We start from the raw sequence: 13911 nt of genomic DNA on the forward strand, positions 1-13911 counted from the left end.
TAGCTCTCCTAACTTTTATTTAATATCTTAAGTATTTCTTCTTTTGCCTGCTTTACTGTAAATACATCTTTTGATATATTTATACCCTTTTCCCTAAGCTTTTTTACCATATATGTTACTTGAGGTACTGCAAGTCCTACACTTTCCAAAGTGTCAACCTCATTAAAAACTTTTTCAGGAGGGCCATCAAGTATGCATTTTCCCTGATGCATTACAATTATTCTACCAGCCAGCTTAGCTACATCTTCCATACTGTGAGATACAAATATTATAGTCATATTGTATTCTCTATGTAAATTTTTTATTTCTGAAAAGATGTCATCTCTTCCCTTGGGATCAAGACCTGCTGTTGGTTCATCTAATATGAGTACTTTAGGTTCCATAGCAACCACTCCTGCTATAGCAACTCTCCTCTTTTGTCCTCCGCTTAATTCAAAAGGAGATTTATCTTTGTAATCTTCATATTTTAACCCCACCATATTCATGGCTCTCTTTACTCTTTTATTTATATCATCATCACTCAATCCCAAATTTTTGGGACCAAAAGCAATGTCTTTTTCTATAGTTTCCTCAAATAACTGATATTCAGGATATTGAAATACGAGCCCTACTTTTTTTCTTATAAAATTCAAATTTATTTTTTTATCAGTAATATCTACTCCGTCTACTATTATCTTGCCTGAACTTGGCTTTAAGAGTCCATTTATATGTTGAATAAGTGTTGATTTTCCAGAACCAGTGTGCCCTATCAAAGCAACAAATTCTCCATCTTCTATTTCAATATTTATATCATCTAGTGCTTTTTTTTCAAAGGGTGAACCTTTCATATATATATGAGTTAAATTTTCTATTTTAATCGGCATAATTCATTCACCATCTCATCTATAGTTAATATATCAGGTTTAATATCTACACCACTATTCTTAAGTTCATAGGCTAATTCTGTCATTTGAGGTACATCAAGTCCTATTTTTTTCATCTTAGATACCTGACTAAATATGTTTCTAGGAGATCCTTCCATTATAATTTTACCTTCATCCATAACAATTATTCTATCTGCTTCTACTGCTTCTTCCATATAATGTGTAATTAGAATTACTGTCATATTGTACTTGCTGTTTATATCTTTTATTGTACTCATTACTTCACGCCTACCAGACGGATCAAGCATTGCAGTTGATTCATCAAATATTATACAATCAGGTCTCATAGCAAGTACTCCCGCTATAGCTACCCTTTGCTTTTGTCCACCTGAAAGTAAATGAGGTGCATGTCTCCTATATTCATACATATTTACTCTTTTTAAACACTCATCAACTCTTGCTCTTATTTCTTCTGATGGAACTCCTAGGTTTTCTGGTCCAAAAGCAACATCTTCTTCTACTATAGTAGCAACTATTTGGTTATCTGGATTTTGAAAAACCATTCCTGCCTTATTTCTTATCTTCCAGGTATTTTTTTCATCTGAAGTATCTATATCTTCTACATATACTTTTCCATCAGTTGGAACTAAAAGAGCATTTATATGTTTAGCCATAGTAGATTTTCCAGATCCATTTCTTCCAAGCACTACAAGGAATTCTCCCTTTTTTACTTGAAAATTCACATGATCTACAGCTAATTTTTCATTTCCATTATCATTGTCCTTATATTTATAGCTTACATTATCACATAATATCATATCTTTTTCCATAGAAACACCTCACTAATTTGATGAGCAACAAAATTGAAACAGCATTTTATAGAAAAACAGGGATTAAGCTAGTCTTTACTTAATCCCCTTAATTTTATACTAACTCTAGTATAACTAATTCGGCTCCATCGCCTCTTCTTGGACCCATTTTATACATTCTAGTGTATCCACCATTTCTTTCAGCATATTTAGGAGCTATATCTGTAAATAAATTTTTTACAACTTCTTCTTCAGTTACAAAAGAAAGTACCTGTCTTCTAGCATGAAGATCTCCTCTCTTTGCAAGAGTAATCATCTTTTCTGCTAAACTTCTTGTTTCCTTTGCTCTAGTTACAGTTGTTTGTATTTTACCATGCTTCAAAAAGTTAGTAACAAGACTTCTAAGCATTGCTCTTCTTTGGTCAGATGGACGTCCTAATTTACGATACTGTGCCATTTATATCCCTCCTTACTGTAGGTAATAAGTTTATCCGTTCGTTATTTTAACAAATTCTATTCTTCACTTTGCTTTAATGATAATCCTAAGGCATCAAGCTTTTGCTCAACTTCTTCTAAGGATTTTTTACCTAAATTTCTTACCTTCATCATATCATCCATTGTTCTTTCTGTTAACTCTTGAACTGTATTTATTCCAGCCCTCTTTAGACAATTATAACTTCTCACTGAAAGGTCTAATTCTTCTATTGTCATCTCAAGAACTTTTTCCTTTTTATCCTCTTCCTTTTCAACCATTATTTCTACATTATTAGCATGATCAGTAAGAGTCATAAATAGTTTGAAATGTTCTATGAGAATTTTAGCTGATAAACTTACAGCTTCATCTGGTAATATAGTTCCATTAGTCCATACTTCTAATGATAATTTATCATAATCAGTTATTTGACCAACTCTTGTATTCTCTACAGCAAAATTAACTCTTTTAATAGGAGTATATATTGAATCTACAGGAATAGTACCTATTGGCATGTCTTCAGACTTATTCTTTCTTTGAGAAACATATCCTCTTCCTCCGTTGACTGCAATCTCCATATAGAGTTTGCCATCATCATCTAAGGTAGCTATATGTAAGTCTTTATTAATTATTTCAACATCACCATCTGTTTTTATGTCTCCTGCAACAACTTCTCCTGGTCCTTGTGCATCTATATATATAGTTTTAGGACCTTCTCCATTCATCTTTAAAGCTAATTCTTTTATATTTAGAATTAGCTCTGCAACATCCTCTTTTACTCCACGAATAGTTGAAAATTCATGAAGTACACCATCTATTTTTATATGATTAGCAGCAACTCCTGGAAGGGAAGAAAGAAGAATCCTTCTAAGTGCATTACCAAGAGTAATACCATAGCCTCTTTCAAGGGGCTCCACTACAAACTTTCCATAGTTACCATCTTCACTAGTTTCAACACATTCTATTTTGGGTTTTTCTATTTCTAACATGAATATAACCCTCCTTCTATTTATCTAATAATGTATTCTGAGGGCAACTGATTCTATATTAACTACTTGCTGTATAACTCTACGATTAATGTTTCGTTAACAGGAACATCTATATCCTCTCTTGTTGGCTGTCTAAGAACTTTTGCTTGAAAATTTTCTACATTTCCTTCTAACCAACTTGGTAAAGTTTTTGGGTTTTCTGCAAAAGTTTTAAATTTCTCTGATGACTTGCTTTTATCACTTACAGTTATATTATCATTAACTGATACCTTAAAAGAAGGTATATCCACTTTTCTTCCATTAACTAAAAAATGGCCATGAGTTACCAATTGTCTAGCTTCTGCTCTTGACTGTCCATATCCTAATCTATAAATTACATTGTCAAGTCTTGTTTCAAGTAAAACTAACAAATTTTCACCTGTTATTCCCTTTTTCCTATCAGCTGTTTCATAGTATTTTCTAAATTGTCCTTCTAATAGTCCATATATTCTCTTAGCCTTCTGCTTTTCTCTCAATTGTAAACCATAGTTTGATACTTTTTTTCTTCTTTGACCATGTTGTCCTGGTGCATATCCTCTTCTTGAAAATGCACACTTATCTGTATAACATCTATCCCCTTTAAGGAATAATTTTAAGCCTTCTCTTCTGCAAAGTCTGCATACTGATCCAGTATATCTTGCCATTAAAACTTACACCTCCCGTTACTAAACTCTTCTTCTTTTTGGTGGTCTGCATCCATTATGTGGAATTGGAGTAACATCTTTGATCAATGTAACTTCAAGTCCTGCTGCCTGTAATGACCTTATTGCGGCTTCTCTACCAGCACCAGGTCCCTTAACATATACTTCGATGCTTTTTAATCCATGTTCCATAGCTGCTTTAGCTGATGTTTCAGCTGCCATTTGTGCAGCAAATGGTGTGCTCTTTCTAGAGCCTCTGAACCCTAAACCACCTGCACTAGCCCAGGATAAAGTATTTCCCGCAGCATCGGTAATTGTAACTATAGAATTATTAAAAGTTGATCTTATATGTGCACAACCATGCTCAACATTTTTTCTTTCTTTTTTTCTCTTAGTTGTCTTTCTAACTTTTCCAGCTGCCATCTTTTTACCTCCTTATATTATTTTCCTACTACTTTCTTCTTGCCTGCTACCATTTTCTTAGGTCCTTTTCTTGTTCTTGCATTTGTCTTTGTTTTCTGTCCTCTGACTGGCAGACCTCTTCTATGTCTTATTCCTCTATATGAACCTATCTCTATCAATCTTTTTATATTAAGAGCAATTTCTCTTCTCAAGTCACCCTCAATTGTTACATTTTTTACGTAATTTCTCAAAGAGTTAACTTCTTCTTCTGTTAGGTCTTTAACTCTAGTGTCTGGATTTACTCCAGCTTCTTTTAGAATTTTTTGAGAAGTTGATAACCCTATGCCATATATATAAGTTAGACCTATTTCAACTCTTTTTTCCTTTGGTAGGTCAATACCTGCTATTCTTGCCATTAAAATTTACACCTCCTAAAATCTGATTGGTAAGGATTAATTTACTTTATTTATATTATATTAAGCTTTAAAGCCAGCAAAGTAAATAACTTTACATTGCTGCAGCCGCACCTTAAAACGTTATTAACTCATAAATCATACGTTAAGTATTAGTAACGTGTTTTACTAATACTTACTTTTTATTAGTTTAGCCTTGTTTTTGTTTGTGCTTAGGATTTTCACAGATAACCATTACTCTTCCTTTTCGCTTTATGATCTTACACTTTTCACACATAGGCTTAACTGATGGCCTTACTTTCATAGCTAACCCTCCTTATTACTTCGCTCTCCAAGTTATTCTCCCACGAGTCAAATCGTAAGGAGAAAGCTCTACTGTAACTTTATCACCTGGTAATATTCTTATAAAATTCATTCTTAATTTACCAGATATATGTGCTAATATCTTATGTCCGCTTTCTAATTCTACCTGAAACATAGCATTTGGTAAAGCTTCTAAAACAGTACCCTGAATTTCAATAACATCATCTTTTGACATAAGGTATAATCAAACCTCCTTGTTATTGCTGACTGCAAAAATCTGTTTAGCACCGAGCTTATAATCACTTTCAACGTAGCAGTAAATTATGCTTCATATACTTACAGTCCATATTAATCCATAATACTAACACTTTAAATTAAAGTCAATATTTCCGGAGTATTTTTTAAAACACTGTTGTCTTAATATGTACTCCTCTGAAATTCTATCCAATTATTCAGTAGTTATTCTAGATTTTACTGTATCATCAGCTTTTGCTTGGTTTTCAACTTACAGGTTCCAGCATATCTATCTCTATTTGTGTCAAATTATTTACAAATAGATTTTAAACTTTCTTTTACTCTTTGAAAGACCTCATTTATTTCTCCAGTTCCGTCTACTATAGAAAGTGCTTTCTGCTTTTTATAGTACCCAATCAGAGGTTGAGTTTGCTTATCATATACATCTAATCTATCTTTAACAGTTGACTCAGTATCATCTTTTCTTTGTATAACATCATTATGACACACATCACACTTGCCCTCAACTTTAGTAGGATTAAATTTTACATGATAACTTGCGCCGCAAGATGGACAAACTCTTCTACCTGTCATTCTTTCAAGAATTAATTCTTTAGGAACATCTATAAGGAGAGCTGTATCTATCTTTTGCCCTTTATTATTTAAAAATAAGTCTAGAGCTTCAGCTTGATTTACGGTTCTAGGAAATCCATCTAATAAAAATCCTTCTTTGCAATCATCCTTGCCTAATCTATCTTTAACTATATTTATAGTAACCTCATCTGGTACTAATTGTCCGTTATCTAAATACTTTTTTGCCTCAACTCCAAGTGGAGTCTTCTCTGAAATATTTTTTCTAAAAATATCTCCAGTTGATATATGAGGTATGGAATATTCTTCACTAATAAATTTAGCTTGAGTCCCTTTTCCAGCTCCTGGAGGACCTAATAAAATTATTCTCAACAGCACCATCTCCAAAAATATTTTATCAATTCAAAAATCCATGATAATGACGCATTACTAGTTGCGATTGTAATTGCCTTATGGTTTCAATAGCTACATTTACTATAATTAACAGCCCTGTTCCGCCAAAATATATGCCTTTAAAACTAGTATACGTTTCTGCTACTATAGGGGATATTGCTATTATTCCTGCAAAAGCTCCTCCTAATACTGACACTCTGGCTAAAACTCTTTCAATAAATACAGCCGTAGGTTCTCCTGGTCTTATGCCAGGTATAAATCCTGAAGACTTATTCATATTCTCGGCCATTTCTTCTGGCTTCATAGTAACTTCGGTATAAAACCATGTAAAGAAAATTGTAAGCAAGAAATAAAGCACTAAATATGTCCAATTGCTTTCTTTAAATGGACTATACACACTTCCTGTTATAAACTTGTTAAAAGCTGAGTCCGGCCAAAATTGCCCTATAGTCATTGGAAACTGCATAACTGATATGGCAAATATGATTCCAATAACAGCTGCTCCATTTACATTGATTGGAATATTAGTGGATTGCCCTTTATACATTCTTCCTGCATTTGTTTTCCCTGCATACTGTATAGGGATTCTTCTTTCAGATAAACTTGAAATTACAACTCCTAAAAATAGCAAGAATATAACTGCTGCAAGTCCTATTACTTCCACAAAGTTAACAGTTTCAACTTGTTGCATTTTGAAAATTCCAGATACTGCAGAAGGAAATCTCGAAATAATGTTTATAAATATTATAAGAGATATTCCATTTCCAATACCATGCTCAGTAATCTGGTCACCAAACCACATGAGAAAAGTTGACGCTACAGTCACAGTAAATATTATCATAAATATATTGAATTTATCAGATGGATTTGCAAGTGCACCTGCTCTATTTATAATAACATATATGGTTATTCCTTGAATTACACCTAGTGGTACTGAAGCATATCTAGTGTATTCCTGTATCTTCTTTCTACCTTCTTCTCCTTCTTTAGATAATTGCTCTAAACGAGGCAAAGCGACTGTAAGAAGTTGGAATATGATGGAGGAATTGATAAATGGAATAACTCCCATAGCAAATATACTAAATCTGCTAAATGCTCCTCCTGCTAGAAGATCATAAAAGCCAAACAACGAGCCATTGCTAGTTAAACTACTTAACTTTGTAGTGTCAATTCCTGGAACAGGAATAAAATTTCCCATTCTAAAAATTATTATCATAAATAAAGTAAATAGCAATCTTTTCCTTAGTTCAGGAACTTTCCAAGCATTACGCAAGGTTGATAGCACTTTATATCACCTCTACTTTTCCTCCAGCTGCCTCTATCTTTTCCACTGCAGTTTTAGTAAATTTAGCTGCTTTTACTGTGAGTTTCTTTTGCAATTCACCATTCCCAAGTATTTTTAAACCATCTTTAGACTTTTTAATTACCTTTTTCTCTAAAAGTAATTCTGGAGTAATTTCTGTTCCATCTTCAAATGCATTTAATCTTTCAACATTTAATTCATAATATTGTTTTGCAAATATATTAGTGAAGCCTCTTTTAGGAAGTCTTCTATACAATGGCATCTGTCCGCCTTCAAATCCTATTCTTACTCCACCACCGGATCTAGCTTTCTGTCCATTTTCACCTTTTCCAGCATTTCTTCCCCAACCAGAACCAGTACCTCTTCCAAGTCTTTTTGGTGATTTTCTTGATCCTTCTGCTGGTTTTAATTCATGAAGTTTCATTCGTACTTACACCTCCTTTGTATTATGCCTCTTCTACCTTTAAAAGATAGCTAACTTTTTGGATCATTCCTCTGATTTGAGGATTATCCTCATGCTCTACAACTTTTCCTATTTTTCTTAATCCAAGAGCATTTACAGTTGCTATATGATCTTTTTTTCTTCCTATTAAACTCTTTTCTAGAGTTATTTTAAGTTTAGCCAAGGTCATTCACTCCTAACCTAAAATCTCTTCGACAGTTTTTCCTCTAAGACTAGCTATATGTTCTGCTGTCTTTAATCTTGATAAACCGTCAATAGTAGCATTTACCATATTTCTTGGATTATTAGAACCAACTGATTTTGCTCTAACATCCTTTAATCCTGCAAGTTCAAGAACTGCTCTAGAAGGTCCACCGGCTATAATTCCAGTACCTTCAGGAGCTGTCATTATAAGTACTCTTCCTGTTCCAAATTGACCAGCTATACTATGAGGTACTGTTGTACCTATAATTGGAACTTCGATTAAATTCTTCTTAGCATCTTCTATTCCTTTTCTGATTGCTTCAGGTATTTCTATAGATTTTCCAGTTCCTACGCCTACGTGGCCATTTTCATCTCCCACTACAACTAGGGCACTAAATCTAAAATTTCTACCACCTTTAACAACCTTAGCAACTCTGTTTATGAATACAACCTTCTCTTTAAGATTTAAAGCGCTAGGATCGATTCTCATTTATTTCCCTCCTTATTAGAATTCTAAGCCAGCTTCTCTTGCACCTTCAGCAAGATTCTGTACTCTTCCATGATATATATATCCGCCTCTATCAAAAACTACTTCTTTGATTCCTTTTTCAATAGCTTTCTTAGCTATTGTCTGACCAACAACTTTTGCTGCTTCTTTATTACTTCCAACTCCTTGAAAATCCTTATCTACACTTGAAGCAGAAACTAGAGTTGTTCCCTTTACGTCATCTATTATTTGAGCATATATATTTTTTGCACTTCTATATACTGCAAGTCTTGGTCTTTCATTTGTTCCAGAAATTTTTCTACGAACTCTAAGATGACGCTTTGATCTTAGTTTTTTCTTATCATCTTTTTTAAACATAAGGTTCACTCCTTTCTACTACTTCTTACCTGTTTTTCCTTCTTTACGTCTTATAACTTCATTTTCATACTTAATTCCTTTTCCCTTGTAAGGTTCAGGTCTTCTCCAATTTCTTATATCTGCTGAGACATCGCCTACTAATTCTTTGTCGATACCTTTTACTATAACTTTTGTAGGTGCAGGTGTTTCAAAAGTTATTCCTTCAACTGCCTCTACTTCAATTGGATGTGAAAATCCTAAGTTTAAAACTAACTTTTTTCCTTGTAACTGAGCTCTATAACCAACACCTACTAATTCTAATGTCTTTGCATATCCTTCAGTTACACCAATAACCATATTATTTATTAATGCTCTAGTCAATCCATGAAGAGCTCTAGATTCTTTTTCATCATTATTTCTTTTAACTACTATTGAGTTATCCTCAACAGCAATATTCATATCTTTTCTCATAGCCTTTACAAGTTGGCCTTTAGGTCCTTTTACAGTAACAACGTTGTCTGGTGTTACTGTAAAGGTGACACCACTTGGAATAGCTATTGGAAGCTTTCCTATTCTTGACATCATTACACCTCCTGTATTCCTAATAGGTTCATAATAAATATCATTTACTACTAATCTTAGTTCATTTCTAAAACTACCATATGTAGCAAAGTACTTCTCCACCTACTCCTAATTTTCTTGCGTCTCTATCTGTAACAATTCCTTTAGATGTTGATATTACTGCAACTCCAAGTCCATTTAAAACCTTAGGAATTTCTTCTTTTCTACAATAAACTCTTAATCCAGGTTTAGATATTCTCTTGAGTCCTGTTATAACCCTTTCTTTATCTTTACCATACTTCATTGAAAGTCTTATCATATTTACAGAACCATCTGTATATTCCTCTACATTCTTTATATATCCTTCTTGAAGCATTATATTTAATAGTGCCTTCTTAATAGTTGAAGAAGGTACTTCTACTATTTCATGTCTAACAATATTTGCGTTTCTTATACGAGTAAGCAAATCTGCTATAGGATCAGTCATTACCATTTATTGTGCCTCCTTTCATCAATAACTAACATTTACCAACTTGCTTTTCTGCAGCCAGGTATTTCACCCTTATACGCAAGTTCTCTAAAGCATATACGACATATACCATATTTTTTTAATACAGCATGAGGTCTTCCACATATTCTACATCTTGTGTAAGCCCTTGTTGGATATTTAGGTTCTTTTTTCCACTTTTCTATCAAAGCTTTACGTGCCACGTTTTTCCCTCCTTATTTTTGAGCAAATGGCATTCCAAGAAGTTTAAGCAACTCTCTTGCTTCTTCATCAGTATTTGCAGTAGTGACAAAGATAACATCCATACCTCTGACTTTGTCTATCTTATCATATTCTATTTCAGGGAATATTAATTGCTCTTTAATTCCTATGGAATAATTTCCTCTACCATCGAAAGACTTATCTGGAACTCCTGAGAAATCTCTAACTCTTGGTAGTGCTATATTAATTAATTTATCTGCAAATTCATACATATATTGTTTTCTTAAAGTAACTTTACATCCTATAGCCATATTTTCTCTTATTTTAAAGTTTGCTATAGATTTTTTTGCTCTAGTTAAAACTGGTTTTTGTCCTGTAATTAAAGTTAAGTCACTAACTGCTGATTCTAAAACCTTTGGATTATCCTTAGCTTCTCCTACACCCATATTTATAACTATCTTATCAAGTTTTGGTGCCTGCATTATGTTCTTATATTTAAACTTATCCATTAAAGCAGGAATAACTTCCTTTTCATATTTCTCTTGTAACCTTGAACTCATATTTTTGCCCTCCTTTCAAAGATTAAAATGTTTCTCCGCACTTTTTACATACTCTTACTTTTGTTCCATCATCTAATATTTTGTGACTTATTCTAGTTACACTTTTACATTTGTCACAATATAACATTACTTTTGAGCTATATATAGGAGCTTCTTTTTTAATTATGCCGCCCTGCATATTTTGCTTATTTGGTTTCTGATGTTTTGAAACTACATTAACATCTTTAACAATGACTTTACCTGTTTTAGGCATAACCTTTAAAACTTCTCCTGTTTTTCCTTTATCTTTACCGGATATAACCATGACTGTATCCTTTTTTCTAACGTGTACCTTTGCCATTATAGCCACCTCCTTATCTTATAGAACTTCAGGCGCTAGTGATAATATTTTTGTATAATCTTTATCTCTTAGCTCTCTCGCAACTGGTCCGAAGATACGAGTTCCCTTTGGTTGCTTATCATCTTTTATTATAACAGCAGCATTTTCATCAAACTTTATATATGAACCGTCTGCTCTTCTAAGTCCTCTTACAGATCTGACGATAACAGCCTTTACGACTTCTCCTTTTTTAACAACACCGCCTGGTGTTGCACTTTTAACGCTAGCAACTATTGTATCACCGATGTTTCCCCATTTTCTCTTGGATCCACCTAAAACTCTTATACACATAATTTCCTTAGCTCCGGAATTATCTGCAACTTTCAATAATGTCTGTTGCTGAATCATTGAAAATACCCTCCTTTCAGCTATTATACTATTTAGCCTTTTCTACTATTTCCACAAGTCTCCATCTTTTATCCTTTGATAAAGGTCTTGTTTCCATTATTAATACTCTATCATTATTCCTTGCTTCATTGTTTTCATCATGAGCTTTAAATTTAGTAGTTCTGTTAACTGTTTTTCCGTACAGTGGATGACGTACTTTAGTTTCAACTGCAACTACTATAGTTTTATCCATTTTATCTGAGATAACTCTTCCTGTTCTTGTCTTTCTGTATCCTCTTTCCACAGAATAAACCTCCTTTCAAACTATTGTTCAAATGATCTTAGCTCTTCTTCCCTAAGGATGGTTTTAATTTGGGCTATAGATTTTTTGACTTCCTTTATTCTCATTGGATTTTCTAATTGACCTGTAGCCAACTGAAATCTCAAATTAAACAATTCTGACTTAAGATCTTGTACTTTTGCCTGTAAATCTTGAGTGCTGCTTTGTCTTAACTCTTGCAATTCTCTAGCCTTCATTGCTTTCACCACCCACTTCTTCAAAATCTTTTCTTGTAACGAACTTAGTCTTTATAGGCAATTTATGTGATGCAAGCCTCATTGCTTCTCTTGCTACTGGTTCAGGAACACCTGATAGTTCAAATAATACCCTACCTGGTTTAACAACTGCTACCCAATATTCTGGTGATCCTTTACCTGATCCCATACGTGTTTCAGCAGGTTTTTCTGTAATTGGTTTATCTGGGAAAATCTTTATCCAAAGTTTTCCTCCCCTTTTGATATATCTATTTATAGCTATTCTGGCTGCTTCTATCTGATTTGCTGTTATCCATGCACATTCTGTAGCCTGTATAGCGTAATCTCCATATGCTATAAAATTACCTCTTGTAGCTTTGCCTTTCATTCTACCACGTTGTACTTTACGATGCTTAACTCTCTTAGGCATTAACATATGCTATTCCTCCTTCCCTATGCTTTAACTTCTTCCTTGTTTTCAACAGGTTTTTTAGCAGGGAGCACTTCTCCTCTATATACCCATACTTTTACACCTATTTTACCATATGTGGTATTTGCTTCTGCAAATCCATAATCTATGTCGGCTCTTAATGTCTGGAGTGGAATTGTACCTTCATGGTATGACTCAGCTCTTGCAATTTCTGCACCACCAAGTCTTCCTGAACATGTAGTCTTAACACCCTTAACGCCAGACTTCATAGCTCTCTGTATTGTTTGTTTCATAGCTCTTCTAAAGGAAATTCTCTTTTCCAATTGCAAAGCTACATTTTCTGCCATAAGCTGAGCATCAGCTTCTGCCTGCTTTACTTCAACAATGTTTATAAGCACAGTTTTTTCAGTAACCATTTTTTGAATTTCAGCTTTTAAAGCATTAATTCCTTGGCCGCCTTTTCCTATTATCATTCCAGGTTTTGCTGTAAATACATTTAGCTTAACTCTTTTTGCTGCTCTTTCAATTTGAATCTTTGAAACTCCAGCAATAGCAGTTTTTTCTTTTACAAATTTTCTAATTTTATTATCTTCAACTATATTGTCTGCAAAATTTTTCTTATCTGCATACCATTTAGCATCCCATTCTTTAATAACACCAACTCTTAGGCCATGTGGATGTACTTTCTGTCCCATCTGTTTCCCTCCTTCTTATTACTCTCTTTCCTTAACTACCAAAGTTATATGACTACTTCTCTTATTTATTCTAAATGCTCTACCTTGAGCATGTGGTTGAAATCTCTTTAATGTTGGGCCTTCACAAGCATAAGCTTCTGAAACATATAGATTATCCTTATCTAAATCCAAATTATTCTCTGCATTAGCAACTGCTGATTTAAGAACTTTATTAACCACTACAGCTGCATCTCTTGGAGTATATTTTAATATAGCAAAAGCTTCATTTACATTTTTACCTCTAACTAAATTAAGTACAACTCCTACTTTCATTGAAGACATTCTAACATATCTAGCTATAGCCTTAGCTTCCATTTATTCTACCTCCCTTCCTAACTACTTTTGAGAAGCAACACGAGTTGTTTTTTCAGTTTTGTCTGCAACGTGTCCCCTGTATGTTCTAGTTAGTGCAAATTCTCCTAATTTGTGTCCTACCATATCCTCTGATATATATACAGGAACATGCTTTCTTCCATCATGAACTGCTATAGTGTGACCTATCATCTGAGGAAATATCGTTGAACTTCTTGACCAAGTTTTTACAACTTTCTTCTCACCATTTTTATTTAATTCATTTATTTTCTTTAAAAGTGCTTCTTGGACATAAGGTCCTTTTTTTACTGATCTGCTCATTCATTTTGCCTCCCTTCATACAATTTGCATGATATAACTTTTTTGTTTATAGCTAAAAGCGACTAGTTTATTAAATAGAAATCAGTGAAGAGAACATATATT

The 13911-nt window shown here is 33.5% G+C and carries 27 protein-coding genes; all 27 read right to left on the reverse strand.

The window, feature by feature from the left end; translation table 11 throughout:
* Positions 1 to 8 precede the first annotated feature (8 nt).
* The 27 genes from CLAU_RS09240 to rpsS all read right to left on the reverse strand — a co-directional run bounded on the left by CLAU_RS09240 (position 9) and on the right by rpsS (position 13809).
* Positions 9 to 863 (reverse strand): energy-coupling factor transporter ATPase, encoded by an 855-nt coding sequence (locus CLAU_RS09240; protein ID WP_013240663.1) that lies wholly within the window; start codon positions 861 to 863, stop codon positions 9 to 11.
* Positions 848 to 1693, reverse strand: a complete 846-nt coding sequence (locus CLAU_RS09245; RefSeq protein ID WP_013240664.1) for an energy-coupling factor transporter ATPase — start codon at positions 1691 to 1693, stop codon at positions 848 to 850. The genes CLAU_RS09240 and CLAU_RS09245 overlap by 16 nt, the downstream gene beginning before the upstream one ends.
* A 94-nt stretch (positions 1694 to 1787) precedes the next feature.
* Positions 1788 to 2129: a 50S ribosomal protein L17 gene (rplQ, locus tag CLAU_RS09250; protein WP_013240665.1), complete on the reverse strand. Its 342-nt coding sequence runs from the start codon at positions 2127 to 2129 to the stop codon at positions 1788 to 1790.
* A gap of 56 nt (positions 2130 to 2185) precedes the next feature.
* On the reverse strand, positions 2186 to 3133 hold the full coding sequence (locus CLAU_RS09255; RefSeq protein WP_013240666.1) for a DNA-directed RNA polymerase subunit alpha: 948 nt from the start codon (positions 3131 to 3133) through the stop codon (positions 2186 to 2188).
* Positions 3134 to 3195: 62 nt separating this feature from the next.
* Positions 3196 to 3816 carry a 30S ribosomal protein S4 gene (rpsD, locus tag CLAU_RS09260; protein WP_013240667.1) on the reverse strand — a complete coding sequence of 207 codons (621 nt, stop codon included), beginning with the start codon at positions 3814 to 3816 and terminating at the stop codon, positions 3196 to 3198.
* 21 nt (positions 3817 to 3837) lie between these two features.
* Positions 3838 to 4236, reverse strand: a complete 399-nt coding sequence (rpsK, locus tag CLAU_RS09265) for a 30S ribosomal protein S11 (RefSeq protein ID WP_013240668.1) — start codon at positions 4234 to 4236, stop codon at positions 3838 to 3840.
* 17 nt (positions 4237 to 4253) lie between these two features.
* Positions 4254 to 4631, reverse strand: a complete 378-nt coding sequence (gene rpsM / locus CLAU_RS09270; protein ID WP_013240669.1) for a 30S ribosomal protein S13 — start codon at positions 4629 to 4631, stop codon at positions 4254 to 4256.
* Positions 4632 to 4818: 187 nt separating this feature from the next.
* A complete protein-coding gene (rpmJ, locus tag CLAU_RS09275; RefSeq protein WP_007062395.1) occupies positions 4819 to 4932 on the reverse strand; it encodes a 50S ribosomal protein L36 in 114 nt (37 codons plus the stop codon).
* Positions 4933 to 4947: 15 nt separating this feature from the next.
* Positions 4948 to 5166: a translation initiation factor IF-1 gene (gene infA, locus CLAU_RS09280; protein ID WP_013240670.1), complete on the reverse strand. Its 219-nt coding sequence runs from the start codon at positions 5164 to 5166 to the stop codon at positions 4948 to 4950.
* A 308-nt stretch (positions 5167 to 5474) separates the two neighbouring features.
* Positions 5475 to 6128: an adenylate kinase gene (locus CLAU_RS09285; RefSeq protein WP_013240671.1), complete on the reverse strand. Its 654-nt coding sequence runs from the start codon at positions 6126 to 6128 to the stop codon at positions 5475 to 5477.
* Between the two features lie 25 nt (positions 6129 to 6153).
* Complete coding sequence (secY, locus tag CLAU_RS09290; protein ID WP_013240672.1) at positions 6154 to 7434, reverse strand: preprotein translocase subunit SecY; 1281 nt, start codon at positions 7432 to 7434, stop codon at positions 6154 to 6156.
* A 1-nt stretch (position 7435) separates the two neighbouring features.
* Positions 7436 to 7876, reverse strand: coding sequence for a 50S ribosomal protein L15 (gene rplO, locus CLAU_RS09295; RefSeq protein ID WP_013240673.1), 441 nt, complete (start codon positions 7874 to 7876; stop codon positions 7436 to 7438).
* Between the two features lie 22 nt (positions 7877 to 7898).
* Positions 7899 to 8078, reverse strand: coding sequence for a 50S ribosomal protein L30 (rpmD, locus tag CLAU_RS09300; RefSeq protein ID WP_023162486.1), 180 nt, complete (start codon positions 8076 to 8078; stop codon positions 7899 to 7901).
* A gap of 12 nt (positions 8079 to 8090) precedes the next feature.
* The gene (rpsE, locus tag CLAU_RS09305; RefSeq protein WP_013240675.1) at positions 8091 to 8588 is read right to left on the reverse strand and encodes a 30S ribosomal protein S5; all 498 of its coding nucleotides are present in this window, start codon (positions 8586 to 8588) and stop codon (positions 8091 to 8093) included.
* Positions 8589 to 8603: 15 nt separating this feature from the next.
* On the reverse strand, positions 8604 to 8963 hold the full coding sequence (gene rplR, locus CLAU_RS09310) for a 50S ribosomal protein L18 (protein ID WP_013240676.1): 360 nt from the start codon (positions 8961 to 8963) through the stop codon (positions 8604 to 8606).
* 18 nt (positions 8964 to 8981) lie between these two features.
* Entirely contained in the window at positions 8982 to 9524 is a 543-nt protein-coding gene (gene rplF, locus CLAU_RS09315; RefSeq protein WP_013240677.1) for a 50S ribosomal protein L6, read from the reverse strand.
* A 73-nt stretch (positions 9525 to 9597) separates the two neighbouring features.
* On the reverse strand, positions 9598 to 9996 hold the full coding sequence (gene rpsH / locus CLAU_RS09320) for a 30S ribosomal protein S8 (protein WP_013240678.1): 399 nt from the start codon (positions 9994 to 9996) through the stop codon (positions 9598 to 9600).
* A 32-nt stretch (positions 9997 to 10028) separates the two neighbouring features.
* Positions 10029 to 10214 carry a type Z 30S ribosomal protein S14 gene (locus CLAU_RS09325; RefSeq protein WP_013240679.1) on the reverse strand — a complete coding sequence of 62 codons (186 nt, stop codon included), beginning with the start codon at positions 10212 to 10214 and terminating at the stop codon, positions 10029 to 10031.
* Positions 10215 to 10226: 12 nt separating this feature from the next.
* Positions 10227 to 10772, reverse strand: a complete 546-nt coding sequence (gene rplE / locus CLAU_RS09330; protein WP_013240680.1) for a 50S ribosomal protein L5 — start codon at positions 10770 to 10772, stop codon at positions 10227 to 10229.
* Positions 10773 to 10794: 22 nt separating this feature from the next.
* A complete protein-coding gene (rplX, locus tag CLAU_RS09335; protein ID WP_013240681.1) occupies positions 10795 to 11112 on the reverse strand; it encodes a 50S ribosomal protein L24 in 318 nt (105 codons plus the stop codon).
* An 18-nt stretch (positions 11113 to 11130) separates the two neighbouring features.
* A complete protein-coding gene (gene rplN, locus CLAU_RS09340) occupies positions 11131 to 11499 on the reverse strand; it encodes a 50S ribosomal protein L14 (RefSeq protein ID WP_013240682.1) in 369 nt (122 codons plus the stop codon).
* 28 nt (positions 11500 to 11527) lie between these two features.
* Positions 11528 to 11782, reverse strand: coding sequence for a 30S ribosomal protein S17 (gene rpsQ, locus CLAU_RS09345; RefSeq protein WP_013240683.1), 255 nt, complete (start codon positions 11780 to 11782; stop codon positions 11528 to 11530).
* A 20-nt stretch (positions 11783 to 11802) separates the two neighbouring features.
* Positions 11803 to 12015 (reverse strand): 50S ribosomal protein L29, encoded by a 213-nt coding sequence (rpmC, locus tag CLAU_RS09350; protein WP_013240684.1) that lies wholly within the window; start codon positions 12013 to 12015, stop codon positions 11803 to 11805.
* Positions 12005 to 12448 carry a 50S ribosomal protein L16 gene (rplP, locus tag CLAU_RS09355; protein WP_013240685.1) on the reverse strand — a complete coding sequence of 148 codons (444 nt, stop codon included), beginning with the start codon at positions 12446 to 12448 and terminating at the stop codon, positions 12005 to 12007. The genes rpmC and rplP overlap by 11 nt, the downstream gene beginning before the upstream one ends.
* Before the next feature lie 17 nt (positions 12449 to 12465).
* Entirely contained in the window at positions 12466 to 13137 is a 672-nt protein-coding gene (rpsC, locus tag CLAU_RS09360) for a 30S ribosomal protein S3 (protein WP_013240686.1), read from the reverse strand.
* A gap of 18 nt (positions 13138 to 13155) precedes the next feature.
* On the reverse strand, positions 13156 to 13491 hold the full coding sequence (rplV, locus tag CLAU_RS09365; protein ID WP_013240687.1) for a 50S ribosomal protein L22: 336 nt from the start codon (positions 13489 to 13491) through the stop codon (positions 13156 to 13158).
* A 21-nt stretch (positions 13492 to 13512) separates the two neighbouring features.
* Entirely contained in the window at positions 13513 to 13809 is a 297-nt protein-coding gene (gene rpsS, locus CLAU_RS09370; protein WP_013240688.1) for a 30S ribosomal protein S19, read from the reverse strand.
* Positions 13810 to 13911: the final 102 nt, after the last annotated feature.

Origin of the sequence: Clostridium autoethanogenum DSM 10061 (assembly GCF_001484725.1) — a bacterium.
Classification (GTDB): Bacteria; Bacillota; Clostridia; order Clostridiales; family Clostridiaceae; genus Clostridium_B; species Clostridium_B ljungdahlii.